At 60.9% G+C, this 18,562-nt stretch carries 20 protein-coding genes; 11 read left to right on the top strand and 9 right to left on the bottom strand.

Annotated elements, in window-relative coordinates:
• Nucleotides 1–17 precede the first annotated feature (17 nt).
• Nucleotides 18–665 (bottom strand): hypothetical protein, encoded by a 648-nt coding sequence (locus L8I05_RS13240; protein ID WP_106576017.1) that lies wholly within the window; start codon nt 663–665, stop codon nt 18–20.
• Between the two features lie 369 nt (nt 666–1,034).
• On the opposite strand from L8I05_RS13240, the gene coxB reads away from it, so the two are divergent.
• The 4 genes from coxB (at nt 1,035) to L8I05_RS13220 (ending at nt 5,423) form a co-directional block, all read left to right on the top strand.
• Nucleotides 1,035–2,162 (top strand): cytochrome c oxidase subunit II, encoded by a 1,128-nt coding sequence (gene coxB, locus L8I05_RS13235; protein WP_177016810.1) that lies wholly within the window; start codon nt 1,035–1,037, stop codon nt 2,160–2,162.
• A 58-nt stretch (nt 2,163–2,220) separates the two neighbouring features.
• Nucleotides 2,221–3,804, top strand: coding sequence for a cytochrome c oxidase subunit I (ctaD, locus tag L8I05_RS13230; protein WP_017137901.1), 1,584 nt, complete (start codon nt 2,221–2,223; stop codon nt 3,802–3,804).
• A gap of 144 nt (nt 3,805–3,948) precedes the next feature.
• Complete coding sequence (locus tag L8I05_RS13225) at nt 3,949–4,500, top strand: cytochrome c oxidase assembly protein (RefSeq protein WP_242169447.1); 552 nt, start codon at nt 3,949–3,951, stop codon at nt 4,498–4,500.
• A 35-nt stretch (nt 4,501–4,535) separates the two neighbouring features.
• Entirely contained in the window at nt 4,536–5,423 is an 888-nt protein-coding gene (locus L8I05_RS13220) for a cytochrome c oxidase subunit 3 (protein WP_159953498.1), read from the top strand.
• Between the two features lie 6 nt (nt 5,424–5,429).
• On the opposite strand, the gene L8I05_RS13215 is transcribed toward L8I05_RS13220, so the two are convergent.
• Nucleotides 5,430–5,633, bottom strand: a complete 204-nt coding sequence (locus tag L8I05_RS13215) for a twin transmembrane helix small protein (protein ID WP_242169445.1) — start codon at nt 5,631–5,633, stop codon at nt 5,430–5,432.
• Nucleotides 5,634–5,676: 43 nt separating this feature from the next.
• Here L8I05_RS13215 and L8I05_RS13210 point away from each other — a divergent pair, with 43 nt between their 5' ends.
• From L8I05_RS13210 to L8I05_RS13185, 6 genes are all read left to right on the top strand, one after another.
• Nucleotides 5,677–6,441: an SURF1 family protein gene (locus L8I05_RS13210; protein WP_242169443.1), complete on the top strand. Its 765-nt coding sequence runs from the start codon at nt 5,677–5,679 to the stop codon at nt 6,439–6,441.
• Nucleotides 6,407–6,991, top strand: coding sequence for a hypothetical protein (locus L8I05_RS13205; RefSeq protein ID WP_242169441.1), 585 nt, complete (start codon nt 6,407–6,409; stop codon nt 6,989–6,991). Before L8I05_RS13210 ends, L8I05_RS13205 begins: the two co-directional genes overlap by 35 nt.
• 10 nt (nt 6,992–7,001) lie before the next feature.
• Entirely contained in the window at nt 7,002–8,081 is a 1,080-nt protein-coding gene (locus L8I05_RS13200; RefSeq protein WP_159953501.1) for a COX15/CtaA family protein, read from the top strand.
• Nucleotides 8,069–8,968 (top strand): heme o synthase, encoded by a 900-nt coding sequence (gene cyoE, locus L8I05_RS13195; RefSeq protein ID WP_177016815.1) that lies wholly within the window; start codon nt 8,069–8,071, stop codon nt 8,966–8,968. The genes L8I05_RS13200 and cyoE overlap by 13 nt, the downstream gene beginning before the upstream one ends.
• Complete coding sequence (locus L8I05_RS13190) at nt 8,965–9,600, top strand: SCO family protein (protein WP_159953503.1); 636 nt, start codon at nt 8,965–8,967, stop codon at nt 9,598–9,600. The genes cyoE and L8I05_RS13190 overlap by 4 nt, the downstream gene beginning before the upstream one ends.
• 453 nt (nt 9,601–10,053) lie before the next feature.
• Nucleotides 10,054–10,383: a Bro-N domain-containing protein gene (locus tag L8I05_RS13185; protein ID WP_242169439.1), complete on the top strand. Its 330-nt coding sequence runs from the start codon at nt 10,054–10,056 to the stop codon at nt 10,381–10,383.
• 308 nt (nt 10,384–10,691) lie between these two features.
• Here the strand turns inward: L8I05_RS13185 and L8I05_RS13180 are convergent, their stop codons facing one another.
• The 3 genes from L8I05_RS13180 to L8I05_RS13170 are packed head-to-tail and all read right to left on the bottom strand — an operon-like array spanning nt 10,692 to nt 13,197.
• Nucleotides 10,692–11,465: a MetQ/NlpA family ABC transporter substrate-binding protein gene (locus tag L8I05_RS13180; protein ID WP_242169437.1), complete on the bottom strand. Its 774-nt coding sequence runs from the start codon at nt 11,463–11,465 to the stop codon at nt 10,692–10,694.
• A gap of 50 nt (nt 11,466–11,515) precedes the next feature.
• Entirely contained in the window at nt 11,516–12,190 is a 675-nt protein-coding gene (locus L8I05_RS13175) for a methionine ABC transporter permease (protein ID WP_159953507.1), read from the bottom strand.
• On the bottom strand, nt 12,190–13,197 hold the full coding sequence (locus L8I05_RS13170) for a methionine ABC transporter ATP-binding protein (protein ID WP_159953508.1): 1,008 nt from the start codon (nt 13,195–13,197) through the stop codon (nt 12,190–12,192). The genes L8I05_RS13175 and L8I05_RS13170 overlap by 1 nt, the downstream gene beginning before the upstream one ends.
• Nucleotides 13,198–13,345: 148 nt before the next feature.
• On the opposite strand from L8I05_RS13170, the gene katE reads away from it, so the two are divergent.
• Nucleotides 13,346–15,604 carry a catalase HPII gene (katE, locus tag L8I05_RS13165; protein WP_347341222.1) on the top strand — a complete coding sequence of 753 codons (2,259 nt, stop codon included), beginning with the start codon at nt 13,346–13,348 and terminating at the stop codon, nt 15,602–15,604.
• 100 nt (nt 15,605–15,704) lie between these two features.
• Here the strand turns inward: katE and L8I05_RS13160 are convergent, their stop codons facing one another.
• Genes L8I05_RS13160 through L8I05_RS13145 form a run of 4 tightly spaced genes read right to left on the bottom strand, consistent with a single transcriptional unit; the run spans nt 15,705 to nt 18,522 of the window.
• Complete coding sequence (locus tag L8I05_RS13160; protein WP_242169433.1) at nt 15,705–16,424, bottom strand: PA5502 family lipoprotein; 720 nt, start codon at nt 16,422–16,424, stop codon at nt 15,705–15,707.
• A 37-nt stretch (nt 16,425–16,461) separates the two neighbouring features.
• Nucleotides 16,462–17,250: a zinc ABC transporter permease subunit ZnuB gene (gene znuB, locus L8I05_RS13155; RefSeq protein WP_159953511.1), complete on the bottom strand. Its 789-nt coding sequence runs from the start codon at nt 17,248–17,250 to the stop codon at nt 16,462–16,464.
• Nucleotides 17,243–18,028 (bottom strand): zinc ABC transporter ATP-binding protein ZnuC, encoded by a 786-nt coding sequence (znuC, locus tag L8I05_RS13150; RefSeq protein WP_242169431.1) that lies wholly within the window; start codon nt 18,026–18,028, stop codon nt 17,243–17,245. The genes znuB and znuC overlap by 8 nt, the downstream gene beginning before the upstream one ends.
• Nucleotides 18,028–18,522: a Fur family transcriptional regulator gene (locus L8I05_RS13145; protein ID WP_242170028.1), complete on the bottom strand. Its 495-nt coding sequence runs from the start codon at nt 18,520–18,522 to the stop codon at nt 18,028–18,030. The genes znuC and L8I05_RS13145 overlap by 1 nt, the downstream gene beginning before the upstream one ends.
• Nucleotides 18,523–18,562: the final 40 nt, after the last annotated feature.

The raw sequence follows: 18,562 nt of genomic DNA, 5'->3' as shown, positions 1-18,562 counted from the left end.
TTTATCAGGTCGCAAGTTTAAGCAGGCTGATCCAACGCCAACTCAACCCCCAACTGCCGCGACAGGCACGGCCAGCGCTTCCACGCCGCTTCGGTGTTCGGGCTCTTGAGCGTCTCGCGGTACGCCTCGACCGATTCCAGCGCAAAGCTGTCTTCGTTGAGCATTTCATCCACCGCCAAGTGCACGGCTTCATCCAGTTGATTGGCAAACGCCTCGCCGATCAACTGATGAGCGATCAAATTGGCGACGGTGGTATCCGCCGGAATCAACGGCTGACCGAAATGCTTGATGTACAGGTCGTTGACCTCTTCCACCAACCGATGGGCCAGGTAGGCTTCGTCGAGCAGGCCGTCGAGGCCTTCGTGGCCGGCCAGGATCGCGGGCGGCTGCAGGAAGAAATGCTCGGCAATCTTCAGCACCGGTTTGATCTGGCTTTCGATACCGGCTTCGCGGGCCACGTCATTGGCGGCTTCGAGCAAATCCGGGACCAGCTCGATGTAGGCGGTAACAAAACGGGTCATGACAATGTTGCGATCACCGTCAGCCAGGGAGATGGCTGAATGCAGGTGCGGCAATTGTTTTTCCAGTTGCTGGGCAAGCTGGCCCGTGCTGGCTTCGTGTTGATGGGCACGGGAAATCTGCTCGCGCAATGCGGCGGTGTTCATGAATGCTCCAGTGAAACAGGCGTAGGAAAAGGGAAAGGACAAGGTAGCTCGTTTATACGAGAGCCTAAGACGCGTTTGTCATAATTATTTCATGGTTATGCGCATGCGTTATATCGAATTGCCATCGTTCGTCGGATAAACGTTTGCGGGCCCGTATCTATTAGGCCCGCCCGTCTGTTTTTGCTCATTTGCCCCTACACATTGCGGGGTTGCCGCGGCTGTCTATACTCGATTTTGTACGCAATTAGCTGATGACGCCCAACTGCATGAAGCAGGCAAGGCTTGGCGGTTGTAAGCAGTATGGAAGCCGCTCCCTTCGCCGCAGGTGCAAACCGGCGGGATAACAAGAAACATAAAGGGGAACCCGCAATGACGCGACATCCACACGTTTGGATGGGCCTACTGTTGTGGTCAGTATTCGGCCAGGCGCACGCCGCCTGGACAACGAATATGGCGCCAGGGGCGACTGAAGTCAGTCACGCCGTGTTTGACCTGCACATGACCATTTTCTGGATTTGTGTGGTGATCGGCATTGTCGTGTTTGGCGCGATGTTCTGGTCGATGATCCTGCACCGCCGGTCCACGGGCCAGGTGGCCGCCAAGTTTCACGAGAGCACGACCGTGGAAATCCTCTGGACCGTGGTGCCCTTGTTGATCCTGGTGGCAATGGCCATTCCAGCGACCAAAACCCTGATCAATATCTACGACAGCACTGAGTCGGATATCGATATCCAGGTCACCGGCTACCAATGGAAGTGGCACTACAAATACCTCGGCCAGGACGTGGAGTTCTTCAGCAACCTGGCCACGCCCGCCGAGCAAATCCATAACCAGGCCACCAAGGGCGAGCACTACTTGCTCGAAGTCGACCAGCCGCTGGTGCTGCCGGTGGGCGCCAAAGTGCGCTTCCTGGTGACCGCCGCCGACGTGATCCACTCGTGGTGGGTGCCGGCCTTTGCGGTCAAGCGCGACGCCATCCCCGGCTTCGTCAACGAGGCCTGGACCCGCGTCGAGAAGCCCGGCATCTACCGTGGCCAGTGCGCCGAGCTGTGCGGCAAGGACCACGGCTTTATGCCGATTGTGGTCGAGGTCAAATCCAAGGCCGACTACGACACCTGGCTCGGCGAGCGCAAGGCCGAAGCGGCCAAGCTCAAGGAGCTGACCTCCAAAGAGTGGACGCTGGACGAGCTGGTGGCGCGTGGCGACAAGGTCTACCACACCACCTGCGTCGCCTGTCACCAGGCCGAGGGCCAGGGCCTGCCGCCGATGTTCCCGGCGCTCAAGGGCTCACCGATTGCCACCGGGCCTAAGGAGGACCACCTGCACCGCGTGTACTTCGGCAAACCCGGCACCGCCATGGCGGCGTTCGGCAAACAGCTGTCGGAAGTGGATATCGCTGCCGTAGTGACTTACGAGCGCAACGCCTGGGGCAATAACAAAGGCGACATGGTCACGCCTAAAGACGTGCTGGCCATCAAGCAGGCGGAAAGCAAATGACAGCCCTTACTGCGTATGCCCCGAATCGTCCCGCCCACTCGCTTGCAGGAGAACGGCCATGAGCACTGTGATCGACCATGGGCATGCCGACCATGCCCACGGCCCCGCCAAAGGCCTGATGCGCTGGGTGCTGACCACCAACCACAAAGACATCGGCACGATGTACCTGTGGTTCGCCTTCACCATGTTCCTGCTCGGCGGCTCGTTCGCCATGGTGATCCGCGCCGAGCTGTTCCAGCCCGGCCTGCAGATCGTGCAGCCGGCGTTCTTCAACCAGATGACCACCATGCACGGCCTGATCATGGTGTTCGGCGCGGTGATGCCTGCCTTCGTCGGCCTGGCCAACTGGATGATTCCGCTGATGATCGGCGCGCCCGACATGGCCCTGCCGCGCATGAACAACTTCAGCTTCTGGCTGCTGCCGGCGGCGTTCCTGCTGCTGGTCTCGACCCTGTTCACCCCCGGCGGCGGGCCGAATTTCGGCTGGACCTTCTACGCCCCGCTCTCCACCACCTACGCGCCGGAAAGCGTGACGTTTTTCATCTTTGCCATTCACCTGATGGGTATCAGTTCGATCATGGGCGCGATCAACGTGGTCGCCACCATTCTCAACCTGCGCGCGCCGGGCATGACCCTGATGAAAATGCCGCTGTTCGTGTGGACCTGGCTGATCACCGCGTTCCTGCTGATCGCGGTGATGCCGGTGCTGGCCGGGTGCGTGACCATGATGCTGATGGACATCCACTTCGGCACCAGCTTCTTCAGTGCGGCCGGTGGCGGTGACCCGGTGCTGTTCCAGCACGTGTTCTGGTTCTTCGGCCACCCTGAGGTGTACATCATGATCCTGCCGGCCTTCGGCGCGGTCAGCTCGATCATCCCGACCTTCTCGCGCAAGCCGCTGTTCGGCTACACCTCGATGGTCTACGCCACGGCGAGTATCGCCTTCCTGTCGTTCATCGTGTGGGCGCACCACATGTTTGTGGTCGGCATTCCGTTGGTCGGCGAGCTGTTCTTCATGTACGCCACGCTGCTGATTGCGGTGCCGACGGGCGTGAAGGTGTTCAACTGGGTCAGCACCATGTGGCAAGGCTCGCTGACCTTCGAGACACCGATGCTGTTCGCTGTGGCCTTCGTGATCCTGTTCACCATCGGCGGCTTCTCCGGGCTGATGCTGGCGATTGCCCCGGCGGATTTCCAGTACCACGACACTTACTTCGTGGTGGCGCATTTCCATTACGTACTGGTGCCCGGCGCGATCTTCGGCATCTTCGCTTCGGCCTACTACTGGCTGCCGAAATGGACCGGCCACATGTACGACGAAACCCTGGGCAAGCTGCACTTCTGGCTGTCCTTTGTCGGCATGAACATGGCGTTCTTCCCGATGCACTTTGTGGGTCTGGCCGGCATGCCGCGTCGGGTGCCGGACTACAACCTGCAGTTCGCCGACTTCAACATGGTGTCGTCGATTGGCGCGTTCATGTTTGGCGCCACGCAGATCTTCTTCCTGTTCATCGTGATCAAGTGCATCCGTGGCGGCCCGCCAGCGCCGGCCAAGCCATGGGATGGTGCCGAAGGCCTGGAGTGGAGCATCCCTTCGCCCGCGCCGTACCACACTTTTACGACGCCGCCGGAGGTCAAGTGAATACCCTGGCGCAGGCTACCTCGGTTTCCTGTGGGAGCTGGCTTGCCTGCGATAGCGGTGTGTCAGTCGCCGAATCTATCAACTGCCAGACCCTCATCGCAGGCAAGCCAGCTCCCACAGAATGTCAAAAGCAGGGTGATCGCCATGCTTGAATCCATCCCCATCAAACGCCTCGTCACCCGCCTGCTGATCCTGGTGGTGGCGATGTTCGCCTTCGGCTTCGCCCTGGTGCCGATCTACGACGTGATGTGCAAGGCCTTCGGCATCAACGGCAAGACCGCCGGCCAGTACGAGGGCGAGCAAATCGTCGACCCTACGCGCCAGGTGCGCGTGCAGTTCCTGTCGACCAATGCCATCGACATGGTCTGGGAATTTCACTCCAAGGCTGACGAAGTGGTGGTCAACCCCGGCGCGGTCACCGAGATGCTGTTTGTGGCCTACAACCCCACCGACAAGGCCATGACCGCCCAGGCGGTGCCAAGTATTTCCCCGGCCGAGGCGGCGATGTACTTCCACAAGACCGAGTGTTTTTGCTTCACCCAGCAAGTGCTGCAGCCAGGTCAGCGCATCGAAATGCCGGTGCGTTTTATCGTCGACCGCGACATGCCCAAGGATGTGAAGCATTTGACCCTGGCGTACACGCTGTTTGATATCACTGCGCGCCAACCGCCGGTGGCCGTCCATACCGGCGGCTAGCTACTGTTTGCCCCCTCAATCAGGAGAGCGAATACATGTCGTCTCATGATACGTACTACGTACCAGCGCAAAGCAAATGGCCAATAATTGCGACCTTTGGCATGTTGATCACCGTGTACGGCCTCGCCGTGTGGTTCAACGATCTGAAGGCGGCGCGCCCGGAATCCCACGGCCCGTGGATCTTTTTCGTCGGCGGCCTGCTATTGGCCTACATGCTGTTCGGCTGGTTCGGCGCCGTAATCAAGGAAAGTCGCGCAGGTTTGTACAGCCCGCAGATGGACCGCTCGTTTCGCTGGGGCATGACCTGGTTCATTTTTTCCGAGGTGATGTTCTTCGTCGCATTCTTCGGCGCGCTGTTTTATGTGCGACACATGTCCGGCCCATGGCTGGGCGGTGAAGGGCACAAGGGCATCGCGCACATGCTGTGGCCGAACTTTCAGTTCACCTGGCCGCTGCTCAACAACCCCGACCCAAAAATGTACCCGCCGCCGGAAGGCACCATCAGCCCGTGGGGCTTGCCGCTGATCAACACGATCTTGCTGGTCAGCTCCAGCGTGACCATCACCATCGCCCACCACGCCTTGCGCAAAGGCCATCGCGGCGCGTTGAAAATCTGGCTGGCACTCACGGTGCTGCTGGGGTGGGCGTTCCTGGCCTTCCAGGCCGAGGAGTACATGCACGCTTACAAAGAGCTGGGCCTGACCCTCGGTTCGGGCGTGTACGGCGCGACGTTCTTCATGCTTACCGGTTTCCACGGCGCTCACGTGACCATCGGCACGATCATTCTGTTTGTGATGCTGATGCGCATCCTGCGCGGGCATTTCAATGCCGAGCACCAGTTCGGCTTCGAAGCCGCCAGTTGGTATTGGCACTTTGTGGATGTGGTGTGGATCGGCCTGTTTTTCTTCGTTTACGTACTGTGAGGTGCGTTACCACGGCGCATGAGACACCAGTTGGCCGCTGAAAAAGCCCCAGGCGATCAAGCCCACGGTGATTGCGGCCAGCACCACGCGCACGGTCAAGACAGTGACGAGGCGGTTGGAGTTGCCCTCGTCCTTGACCAGAAAGAACAAGCCACTGAACAGGCTCACGACAGTCGCGATCAGCATCAGGGCAATAGCAGCTTTGAGCATGGTCAGGTTCCATTCGGATGAGCGGGCAATGAAAAGGCGGGCAATGAAAACAAGTATAGCCAGCGCCATAAAAGACTTTCGCCCAGGGCTCGCACCTACGTTGGTGGTGCTGGTGCTGCTGCCGCTGATGGTCGGCCTGGGGTTCTGGCAGCTGTCGCGCGGCCATGAAAAACAGCTGCTGGTGGACAGCTACGCCGAGCGGCGGGTGGCCGAGCCCATCGACAGCGTGCAACTCAATGACATGGCCGACCCGGCGTTTCGCCGCGTGCGCCTGCGCGGCCAATTCGACGCCGAACACAGCGTGTTGCTCGACAACCGCATGCGTGACGGCAAGGCCGGTGTCGAGTTGCTGCAACCTTTCCATGACCAGGCCAGCGGCCAGTGGCTGTTGCTCAATCGCGGCTGGCTGCCGTGGCCGGACCGGCGCACGCCGCCGGTCTTCACCACACCCGATCAACCGTTGAACCTCGACGCCTGGGTGTACGTCGCCCCCGGCGAAACCTTCCAGCTGCACGCCGACCCGGCTACCACGCATTGGCCGCGCTTGCTCACCGCCCTGCACCCCGCCGCCCTCTGGACCGAATTGGGCCGCAGCGGTTCTGCCTATGAATTGCGCGCCGAGCCCGGCCCCGGCACGTACGACACCACCTGGCCGGTGGTCGCCATGGGCCCGGAAAAACACTTGGGCTACGCCGTGCAGTGGTTCGCCATGGCGTTGGCGCTACTGGCGCTTTACCTCTACCTCGGATGGCACAACAACAAGGAGAAACCCCATGGGAACGGCCATGAATCCACCCAGCACGTCTGAGGCGCCCGACCGGCGCAAAGGCCGCTGGCAGCTGATCCTGATCCTGATGATGGTGATCGGCCCGATGGCGTTGGCCACGTTCATGTACAAGCTGCAGTTCTGGGTGCCGGACAGCCGCAGCTACCACGGCGAACTGATCGGCAATGGCCAGACCCGCGCCGACATCGGCGTGCAGGCCGAGGAAGACCGCTGGCAGTTGCTGGTCACCGCGCCCACCGCCTGCGCCGCCGAGTGCCAGCAGTTGGTGTACCTGGCGCGCCAACTGCAAATCAGCCTGGGCCGCGATGCGTCCCGCGCCAGCCATGCCCTGGCCAGCGCGCAGCCGGTGAGCACTGAATACGACGCCAAGCTCAAAGCCGAATACCCGCAACTGCAACGCTACCCGCTGGACCTGTCGACCTTTACCAAAGACGCCGCCGTGCCCGGTGATGCGCAACTGTGGATCGTCGACCCGCACGGCAACCTGGTGCTGCGCTACGACGCCAAGGTCAAGGGCAAAGACTTGCTCAACGACCTGCGCCTGCTGCTGAAACTGTCGAACATCGGATAAGGGCATCGTCATGGCCAAACCTGGATTTCGCCTCGCGTTGTTTGCCACCTTGCTGGCGCTGATCGTCGTGCTGCTGGGCGCCTATACGCGCCTGACCCACGCGGGTCTGGGTTGCCCGGACTGGCCGGGCTGCTACGGATTTATCAGCGTGCCGCAAAGCGAAGCCCAGCTGGCCCACGCCGAGCTGCATTTTCCCGACACACCGGTGGAGGCTGACAAGGGTTGGGCCGAGATGACCCATCGCTATTTTGCCGGCACCTTGGGTTTGCTGATTGTGTTGCTGGCGGCGCGTTCGTGGAGCCATCGGCGGGATCCGGGCCAGCCGGTGAAACTGCCGCTGTTTGTGTTGGCGGTGGTGTTTGCCCAGGCAGCTTTCGGTATGTGGACGGTGACCTTGAAGCTGTGGCCGCAAGTGGTCACGGGCCATTTGCTCGGTGGTTTTGCCACCTTGAGCCTGCTGTTTCTGCTGACCTTGCGCCTGTCCGGCGTGCTGCCGGCGTTGATTGTGCCCAGGCGCCTGCAATATTGGGCGACGGCCGGGTTGGTGCTGGTGATCGGGCAAATTGCGTTGGGAGGCTGGGTCAGTTCCAACTATGCGGCGGTGGCCTGTGTCGACTTGCCTACTTGCCATGGCGAGTGGTGGCCGGCGGCCGACTTCGCCAACGGCTTTCACCTCACCCAGCATATCGGCCCCAATTACCTCGGCGGCCAGCTCGACAGTGAAGCGCGCACCGCCATACATCTCACCCACCGCATCGGCGCAGTATTGGTTACGCTGGTGCTGCTTGGTCTGGCCTGGCAATTGCGCGCAGTGGGCATGACCCGGCTGGCGGGGCTGTTGCTGATCGCCCTGGCGGCGCAAATCAGCCTGGGCGTGAGCAATGTGGCTTTCGGCCTGCCGCTGCCGGTGGCGGTCGGCCATAACGCAGGCGGCGCGGCGTTGTTGCTGACGCTGGTGCTGGTCAATTATCACGCGCGTACCAGCCTGGTCCGGGTGCGCAATCAGTTGCCGTTCGGCTGGCGCTTTATTCCACGCAAACACGTTTCGGGCCTCATCACCCTTAAAGGAGAGATGCCATGGCGACCTTGATCGGCGCGCGTCACGATCAAGCGATCTGGCGCGATTACCTGGAGCTGACCAAGCCGAAAGTGGTGGTGCTGATGCTCATCACATCCTTGGTGGGCATGTTCCTCGCGACTCGCGCCGGGGTGCCGTGGGCGGTGCTGATTTTCGGCAACCTGGGCATTGCGCTGTGCGCGGGTGGCGCAGCGGCGGTCAACCATGTGGTGGACCGGCGCATTGATGCGGTGATGGCGCGTACGCATAAACGGCCCATGGCAGAAGGGCGCGTATCGCCAGTGGCGGCGTTGGCCTTTGCTGTGTTTCTGGCTGTTGCGGGCTTGGCGTTGCTGCTGGCGTTCACTAACCCGTTGGCTGCGTGGCTGACATTGGCCTCGCTGCTCGGTTATGCGGTGATCTACACCGGCTTCCTCAAGCGCGCCACGCCGCAAAATATTGTCATCGGTGGCCTCGCCGGTGCCGCGCCGCCGCTGCTGGGTTGGGTCGCGGTTACCGGGCATGTCAGCGCCGAGCCGTTGCTGCTGGTGCTGATCATCTTCGCCTGGACCCCGCCACACTTTTGGGCGCTGGCCATTCATCGCAAGGAGGAATACGCCAAGGCCGACATCCCGATGCTGCCGGTCACCCATGGCGAGCACTACACCAAGGTGCATATCCTGCTCTACACCTTTGCCCTGCTGGCGGTGAGCCTGATGCCGTATGTGATCCACATGAGCGGCCTGCTGTACCTCGCCTGTGCGCTGGTATTGGGCGCACGCTTTCTGCAATGGGCCTGGGTGCTGTACCGTGGCAGCCAGCCGCACGCGGCGATCAACACGTTCAAGTATTCTATCTGGTACTTGTTGCTGCTGTTTATCGCCCTGCTCGTAGACCACTACTTACTGTTGAACCTATGACTCGAACTCAAAAAACCGTCTTTATCCTGGTGGCCATCGTCGCGTTGATCATGGGCCTGACCGTTAACAAAGTGCTCAGTGGCAAAGGCCAGGGCGACCCGACCGCGCTGATCGACGCGGGCATCATCCTGCTGCCGCAAAGCCGCCAGCTGCCGCCAGTGACCATGACTAACCAGGAAGGCCAGCCAGTGGTGGTCAACGAGTTGAAAGGCAAGTGGAGCCTGCTGTTCTTCGGCTACACCTTCTGCCCGGACATCTGCCCCACCACTCTCGCCCAGCTGCGCCAGATCAAGAGCGAACTGCCCAAAGAGGCGGTGGATAAGTTGCAGGTGATTCTGGTCAGCGTCGACCCGAACCGCGACACGCCTGCTCAACTCAAGCAATACCTAGGCTACTTCGACCCGCAATTCGAAGGCCTGACCGGCGCAAATGTGGACGATGTGCAGAAGGTCTCGAATGCGGTGAGCATTCCGTTTATTCCGGCGGATACCAGCAAGCCGAACTACACCGTCGATCACAGCGGCAACCTGGCGCTGATCGGCCCGGACGGGACGCAGCGTGGGTTTATTCGTGCGCCGTTGAATAATCAAAAGCTGGTGGCGCAGTTGCCAGGGTTGCTGCAGCGCAAGTAGACCCGTAAGCGCTGATCGTTCCCACGCTCTGCGTGGGAATGCCTCTTGTGACGCTCCGCGTCGCGACCTCAGAAGTGGGACGCAGAGCGTCCCGGGCTGCATTCCCACGCGGAGCGTGGGGACGATCAGTCGATCCGTCGTCGGACATTTCCTGCAAGTTGTCGCGCTGTGCGTGAACTTGTTGGGGGCTCTTGGGGTGGATAGGCTTTGCCCTGTCGCTGCAAATTCAGTGACAGGGCGTAGGAACCCTTTTATGTACCCTTGGCGTCATAGCGCCACCGTCTGATTGCGGCGTTTTTTTTGTGCCCGTACTATCAGTCGCGGCGGCTATGCGCGGGCACGTTTCGACGTGGCTGAGATCCCTGGGTACTCGGTTCCTACCCCGCGTATGGCTGCCACCCATGCCCGTAGGAAGGCTGTTGGCAGCTCCTGTTCATACCCGGAGTTGTCCCAATGCAATTACTTACCCCTGATCCACCGATCACACCCAAAGTCTTCACCCGCCACCATCACCAGCTGCACGCCGTGCTGGTCGACAGCCAACCCTGGTTCAGCGCCTCCGACATCGGCCACCTGATGGGCCTGCACCTAAACCCTGCGCTACTGCGCAAGCTCGATCCCGACCAACAACACACCTTGCCGCTGATCACTCATGGCCACTGTGCACCGACGTTGATGGTCAGTGAGTCTGGCGTCTACGCGCTGCTTATCTACCACTACTACCCGGAGAATCGGTGTTTGCGCCAATGGTTGACCCATGAGGTGGTGCCAGCCCTGCGCTGAGAACAAAAGCCGGTGGCACAGTTGCCGGGTTTGCTACAGCGCAAATGATCGTTCCCACGCTCTGCGTGGGAATGCCTCCTGTGACGCTCTGCGTCGCGACCTCAGAAGTGGGACGCAGAGCGTCCCGGGCTGCATTCCCGCGCGGAGCGTGGGAACGATCATGCTTCAGGCAACACAAAACAAAAGTGGGAGCGGGCTTGCCCGCGAAGGCGGAGTGTCAGTCGATTGATAAGTGACTGATCCACCGCCTTCGCGAGCAAGCCCGCTCCCACATTTTGTGATCTTCAGTGTGTGAGGATCGAGTTTGATCAAAACGCCGGCAGAATCGCGCCTTTGTACTTCTCAAGAATGAACGCTTTCACTTCAGGCGTGTGCAGGGCTGCAACCAGCTTCTTCACCGCGTCCGAGTCTTTGTTGTCTTCGCGGGTCACCAGGATGTTCACGTAAGGCGAGTCGTTGCCTTCGATCACCAGGGCGTCCTTGGACGGGTCCAGTTTGGCTTCCAGCGCATAGTTGGTGTTGATCAGCGCCAGGTCGACCTGGGTCAGCACGCGCGGCAGGGTCGCGGCTTCCAGTTCGCGGAATTTCAGGTTTTTCGGGTTGCCGGTGATGTCCTTGATGGTCGACAGGATGTTGGTCGGGTCCTTCAGGGTGATCAGGTTGTGCTTGGCCAGCAGCAGCAATGCGCGGCCGCCGTTGGTGGCGTCGTTCGGGATCACCACGTTGGCGCCATCCGACAGTTCTTCCAGCTTTTTGTACTTGCTGGAGTAGGCGCCCAGAGGTTCCAGGTGCACGGCGCCGACGCTCACCAGGTGAGTGCCTTTGGCCTTGTTGAACTCATCCAGGTACGGCTGGTGCTGGAAGAAGTTGGCGTCCAGGCGCTTTTCAGCCACCTGTACGTTTGGCTGCACGTAGTCGGTGAAGACTTTGACCTGCAGATCCACGCCTTCTTTGGCGAGCACAGGTTTCACGAATTCGAGGATTTCCGCGTGCGGCACCGGCGAGGCAGCGACGGTAATAGTCTCGGCGGCGTGGGCGGAAAACGCAGCAACGGCGGCGAAAGCAACCAGTAGTTTTTTCATCCAACAAGCTCCTTGTTCGGGCATGTGCCGGCGGGGGCCGGCAATGGCCGTTATTTTCGAGAAAAGTGCACCACCAGCTTATCGCCGACGGTTTGCAGAATTTGCACCAGAACCAGCAGCATCACCACGGTGACGACCATTACGTCGGTCTGGAAGCGCTGGTAACCGAAACGAATCGCCAGGTCACCCAAGCCACCGGCGCCGACTACACCGGCCATGGCCGTGTAGGAAACCAGTGTAATCGCCGTCACCGTAATCGCCGCGAAAATGCCGGGGCGTGCTTCTGGCAGCAGGGCGTTGACGATGATCTGACGCGTACTGGCGCCCATCGACTGGGTAGCTTCGATGATGCCGCGGTCCACTTCACGCAGAGCGGTTTCCACCAGGCGCGCGAAGAACGGCGTCGCGCCCACCACCAATGGCGGAATCGCACCGGCCACGCCCAGCGAAGTGCCGGTGATCAGCACCGTGAACGGGATCATCACGATCAGCAGGATGATGAACGGCAGCGAGCGCAGGATGTTCACGATCAGCGACAGCAGCGCGTACAAGCCTTTTTGTTCGAACAATTGGCGCGGGCTGCACAGGAACAGCAGCACGCCCAATGGCAAACCGAGCAGCACGGTAAAGAACAGCGAACCGAACAGCATGGTCATGGTGTCGCCGGTGGCCAGCCAGATCTCGGACCAGTCAATATTGGCGAAGAAACTCAACAGGACTTCCATTAGCGCAGAACCTCCATGTGGACGTCTGCCGCGGTAAAGCGGGCGAAAGCGGCTTCCATGTCCCCACCGGTGACGGCGAGGGTCAGTTGGCCGTAAGGAATATCTTTAATGCGGTCGATACGACCGGCGAGGATGCTGTAGTCCACACCCGTTTCGCGGGCGACGGTGCCCAGCAGCGGCGCGTAGGTCGCTTCGCCCTGGAACGTCAGGCGCACGATACGGCCAGGCACGTGAGCGAAGTCATCACGCTGCTCGCCTTCGTCGACCTGCTCGGCTTCCTGTACGAAGCGCTTGGTGGTCGGGTGCTTGGGGTGCAGGAACACATCGGCCACCGAGCCTTGCTCGACGATCACGCCGGCGTCCATCACGGCGACCTGGTCGCATACGCGGCGGATCACGTCCATTTCATGGGTGATCAGCACGATGGTCAGCTTCAGCTCGCGGTTGATCTCGGCCAGCAGTTGCAGAACCGAGGCGGTGGTTTGCGGGTCGAGGGCGCTGGTGGCTTCGTCGCACAGCAGGATTTTTGGCTTGGTCGCCAGGGCGCGGGCGATGCCGACGCGCTGCTTCTGGCCGCCGGACAACTGCGCCGGGTACTTCTTGGCGTGGTCCGACAGGCCGACGCGTGCCAGCAGTTCGGCCACACGCTGGTCGATGGCCTTGCGCGACAGTTCGCCGGCCAGGGTCAGCGGCAGCGCCACGTTGTCGGCAACGGTCTTGGAGGCCAGCAGGTTGAAGTGCTGGAAGATCATCCCGACTTGCTGGCGGAAACGGCGCAGGCCGTTGGCGTCCAGCGCGGTGACTTCTTCGCCGTCAACGTTGATCTGGCCACCGCTGGGTTGCTCCAGGCGGTTGATCAGACGCAGCAAGGTACTTTTTCCCGCACCGGAGTGGCCAATCAGGCCGAACACCTGGCCGTTTTCGACACGCAGGCTGGTGGGGTGCAGGGCGGGGATTTCCTTACCGGCGACGCGGTAGGTTTTATGGACGTTATGAAACTCGATCACGTAGCGAACCTTGTGGGGCGCATGGAAAAGGGATCAGCGGTTAGCCGGGCGCGCATTTTAGCCTGTCCGTATAGCGGTATTTAGCATTTATTTCTCATTCAACCAGCGATTTGGCAATAACGCGATCAAAGGTCATAAAAAAGGAACGGTGCAAAACCGTGTCAGTCACTACTTAAGCAACTCAATTTTCCAGGTGCCGTGCCTGGAGTTTTGCTCAAACGAGCCGGGGACCGCTCTGGCCACTTTGAATAAGGAGTTTTGTCTGATGAGTACCAAAAAGCCAGCTACCCCGCCGAAGAGTGAACTCGCGGGCACCGACACCCTGGACCGTGGCAACACCAACGCCAAGCTGCAGGCGCTGGAGGAGTTTCGTTCAGACGCCACCGGCCAGGCGCTGCGCACCAACCAGGGCGTGAAGATTTCCGACAACCAGAACACCCTGAAAGTCGGCGCCCGTGGCCCATCGCTGCTGGAAGACTTCATCATGCGTGAAAAAATCACGCACTTTGACCATGAGCGTATCCCGGAGCGCATCGTGCATGCCCGTGGCACTGGCGCCCATGGTTACTTCCAGACCTATCAGAACCATTCGGCGCTGAGCAAGGCCGGTTTCCTGCGTAACCCCGAGCATAAAACCCCGGTGTTCGTGCGCTTCTCCACCGTGCAAGGCCCGCGTGGGTCGGGCGATACGGTGCGTGACGTGCGTGGCTTTGCCGTGAAGTTCTTCACCGACGAAGGCAACTTCGACCTGGTGGGCAACAACATGCCGATTTTTTTCATTCAGGACGCGATCAAGTTTCCCGACTTCGTGCACGCAGTAAAACCTGAGCCGCATAACGAGATTCCTACGGGCGGCTCGGCCCATGACACGTTCTGGGATTTTGTTTCGCTGCAGCCGGAATCGGCGCACATGGTGCTGTGGGCCATGTCCGACCGTGCCATCCCCAAAAGCCTGCGCTCCATGCAGGGCTTTGGCATTCACACCTTCCGCTTGATCAATACCGAAGGTAAGTCGAGCTTCGTCAAATTCCACTGGCACCCTAAAGTCGGCACTTGCTCGCTGGTGTGGGACGAAGCGCAAAAGCTCGCCGGTAAAGATACCGATTACCACCGTCGCGACTTGTGGGAAGCGATTGAAAGCGGCGATTACCCTGAGTGGGAATTGGGCGTGCAAATCGTTGCGGAGGAAGACGAGCACAAATTCGACTTCGATCTGCTCGACCCGACCAAGATCATCCCCGAAGAATTGGTACCCATCACGCCGCTGGGCAAAATGGTGCTGAACCGCAACCCGGACAACTTCTTTGCCGAAGTCGAACAGGTCGCCTTCTGCCCAGGCCATATCGTGCCGGGTATCGATTTCACCAACGACCCACTGCTGCAAGGCCGTCTGTTTTCCTACACGGATACCCAGATCAGCCGTCTCGGTGGCCCGAACTTTCATGAGCTGCCGATCAACCGGCCGGTCACGCCGTTCCATAACGGCCAGCGCGACGCCCAGCATCGCACTGTGATCGACAAGGGGCGTGCGGCGTACGAGCCGAATTCGATTGATGGCGGTTGGCCGAAAGAAACTCCACCGGCTGCGCAGGATGGTGGTTTCGAGACTTACTACGAGCGCGTTGACGCCAACAAAGTGCGTGAGCGCAGCGAGTCGTTTGGCGATCACTTCTCCCAGGCCACGCTGTTTTTCCACAGCATGAGCCACCACGAGAAAGAGCACATCATCGCGGCCTACAGCTTCGAATTGGGCAAGGTGGAGCGTGAGTTTATTCGCGCCCGTCAGGTCAATGAGATTCTGGCCAATATCGACTTGGAGCTGGCCAAGCGCGTTGCGCAGAACCTCGGCCTGCCTGCACCGACCAAAGGTACGGTGCCGCCGCGTAAGACCTCGCTCAAAGAGTCGCCGGCATTGAGCCAGGTGAACCTGCTGTCGGGCGATATAAAAACGCGCAAAGTTGCGATTCTTGCAGCTAACGGCGTCGATGGTGCCGCGATTGCTGCGTTGAAGAAGGCGCTGGAAGCTGAGGGCGCACACGCCAAGCTGCTGGGGCCGACGTCGGCACCGGTGACCACGGCCGACGGCAAGAGCCTGAAGGTGGATGCGTCGATGGAAGGCATGCCGTCGATTGCGTTTGATGCGGTGTTCGTACCGGGCGGCGCCAAGTCGGTGCAGGCTTTGAGTGGCGACGGTGTGGCGTTGCACTTCCTGTTGGAGGCGTACAAGCACCTGAAGGCGATCACGGTTGCCAGTGATGCCAAGTCATTGTTGGATCTGCTGAAGCTTGAGGCAGATGCGGGGCTGATCGTGGGGTCGGATGCGAAGGCGTTTAAGGCGTTCTTTGCGGCGATTGCGCAGCATCGGGTTTGGGATCGGGAGCCGAAGGCTAAGGCGATTCCGGCTTAAACTTCTGGTTGACTGTTAGACCGCTATCTCGGGCAAGCCCGCTCCCACATTTGAATGTATTCACAGTTCAAAGTGTGGGAGCGGGCTTGCCCGCGATGCTTTATTGCGCCTTGCGCGGAATCAAAACAACCTGCGCCGGGATGCGTTTCACAATCTGCCGGTGAATCTTCAGGTCATACCCCGAATCAATTCGCTTCACCCGTTTGGTCAGCAATGTGGCCAGCCACGGGTAATCCTGCGTGCGCGGCGCCTGGATGGTCACATCGCACTGGTAATTCACCACATCGGTGGCGATCGCGTCCAGTTGATGACGAAGTTCTTCAATATCCGTGAGGTTCAGCGCCACTGTGGTGCTTTCGGCGGCGGGGTCGATGACCTTGGCGGCAGGCTTGGCTTCGGCGGCTTTCAAGGCGGCTTCGGCTTTGTCCAACTCGGCTTTACGCGCATGGCTGATGGCGCTGTTGACGCCGCCGGTCAGCGCGGGTGCCTTGGGCATGAGTGCGCGGGCACGGCTCAGTGCGGTGGCGGCGGCGTTGACGTCACCCTTTTGCAGCACGATCTGGCTGCGCTGCAAGTAGGCTTCGGCCAACTGGCGCTGGTAAGTTTCCAGGGCAGGGTCGTTGGGCGACTGGGCCTGCAAGGCGGCCAGTTCGTCTTCGGCGGTGGCCAGCTCACTGCTGGCCAGGTTTTGCTCCAGCTGCGCGATGGCCGCAGCGCGTGCGTCCGGGACCTCGGGGGCAGCGGGCGGTGTGCTTTGACAGGCGCCCAGCAGCAGTGAAAATGCGGCAAGGAGCAGATAACGGGCGTTGAACAGCTTCATTCCTGCGACTCTCTATTTGCGCAAAAAGCGAGCAAGTCTACACCCCTCGACGGGGCAGGACAAAACTCAGCAGAAAGAGGGCGGCCGCCGTGACTACAATCGACGGACCGGCCGGTGTGTCCTTGAACCACGACAGCGCCAGGCCCCCGCACACTGAAAGCATGCCCAACAGGCTGGCGCCGATCGCCATTTGCTCGGGTGACCGGGCGTGGCGCTGGGCGGCGGCTGCGGGAATGATCAGCAGTGACGTGATCAACAATACGCCGACAATCTTCATCGCGACAGCAATCACCACGGCGATCAACAGCATCAGGGTCATGCGCAGCGCCGGCACGGGCAGGCCTTCTACCGTGGCCAGCTCTTCGTGCACGGTGATTGCCAGCAGCGGACGCCACAGGGCCACCAGCAAGACCAGCACCGCGGCGCTGCCGCCGAGGATCCAGGCCAGGTCGGTAGGGCTGATCGCCAGCAAGTCGCCGAACAGGTAAGCCATCAGGTCGATGCGCACTTCATGCATGAAGCTCAGCACCACCAGCCCGAGGGACAAGGTGCTCGGCGCCAGAATGCCGAGTAATGTGTCGGACGCCAGCGGCTGGCGCTGTTGCAGGGTTACCAGCAGCACCGCGAGCAGCAGGCAGCCGACGGTGACGGCGATGGTCGGGCTGACATCGAGCAAAAAGCCCATGGCCACGCCCAACAGCGCAGCGTGCGACAACGTGTCGCCGAAATAGGCCATGCGCCGCCAGACCACGAACGAGCCCAACGGGCCCGCCACCAGTGCCAAAGCCAAGCCTGCCAGCAGGGCGTAGAGCAGAAAATCAGCCATGCTTGCAGCTATCTCCATGGACGTGGGCGTGAGGTGTGGTTGGATCGTCGACCACAGCGCCATGCAAATCATGGGCGTGGTCGTGATGGTGGTGATAGACCGCCAGGCTCTGGGCATTCTTGCCGAACAGCTCGACGAACGCCGGGTCGCCGCTGACCTGTTCCGGGTGGCCGGAGCAGCAGACGTGGCGGTTGAGGCACACCACTTGGTCGGTGGTGCTCATGACCAGGTGCAAGTCGTGGGAAACCATCAGCACGCCGCAGCCATGGCGGTCGCGCAGGCGGGTGATCAGGCTGTACAGCTCGGCCTGGCCGGCGACATCGACGCCTTGCACGGGCTCATCGAGTACCAGCAATTCAGGCTCGCGCAGCAAGGCGCGGGCCAGCAGCACGCGCTGCATTTCACCGCCGGAGATGCTCTGCACCGGGCTGTCGATCACCTGTTCGGCGCCGACTTCCTTGAGTGCGGCCTGGGCGCGGGCGCGGTCTACACCGGGCACCAGGCGCAAAAAACGCAGCACGGACAGTGGCAGCGTCGGGTCCACATGCAGCTTTTGCGGCATGTAGCCGACGCGCAGCCTGGGCTTGCGCCATACACTGCCGGTGTCGGGCTTGAGCAGGCCGAGCACGGCGCGCACCAAGGTGGTCTTGCCGGCGCCGTTGGGGCCGATCAGCGTGACGATCTGCCCAGGTTCCACGCTCAGTGCGATGTTATCCAGCACGTTTTGCCCGGCGAACGTGACCCCGACCTGCTCCAGGCGGATTAACGCGTTGCTCATCAAGCCCCCTGGCAACCCGAGCAGAGCCCGACCACTTCGACGGTTTGCCCTTCGACCCGGAAGCCGACCTCGGCGGAACTATTAATGATGGCGTCGCTGATGCTTTTTTGTTCAAGCTCGATGGCGGCGTGGCACTCGCGGCAGATCAGAAACTGGCCCTGGTGCGCGTGTTCCGGGTGGTTGCAGCCGACAAAGGCATTGAGTGAGGCGATGCGGTGCACCAGCCCGTTTTCCAACAGGAAATCCAGCGCGCGGTACACCGTGGGCGGCGCGGCGCGGCGGCCATCCTGCTCGCTGAGTACGCCGAGAATGTCGTAGGCGCCCAGTGGCTTGTGGCTCTGCCACACCAATTCCAGCACCCGGCGACGCAGCGCGGTCAGGCGCAGGCCTTGACGGGCGCACAGGGTGTCGGCCTCTGACAGCGCGGTATGCACGCAGTGAGAGTGGTCGTGGGGACGGCTGGCAAGCGGTGTTTTAGGCATGAGCGGCGACAGACATTTGATAGAGACGTTATTATGTTACCCGTTCCTACGC

It is taken from the genome of Pseudomonas sp. MONT-RG-20F-20-E-7-02, assembly GCF_022662395.1.
In the GTDB taxonomy this organism is placed as follows: domain Bacteria; phylum Pseudomonadota; class Gammaproteobacteria; order Pseudomonadales; family Pseudomonadaceae; genus Aquipseudomonas.
Note: the sequence above shows the minus strand (reverse complement) of the source record. Positions and strands in the feature narration are given on the sequence as shown.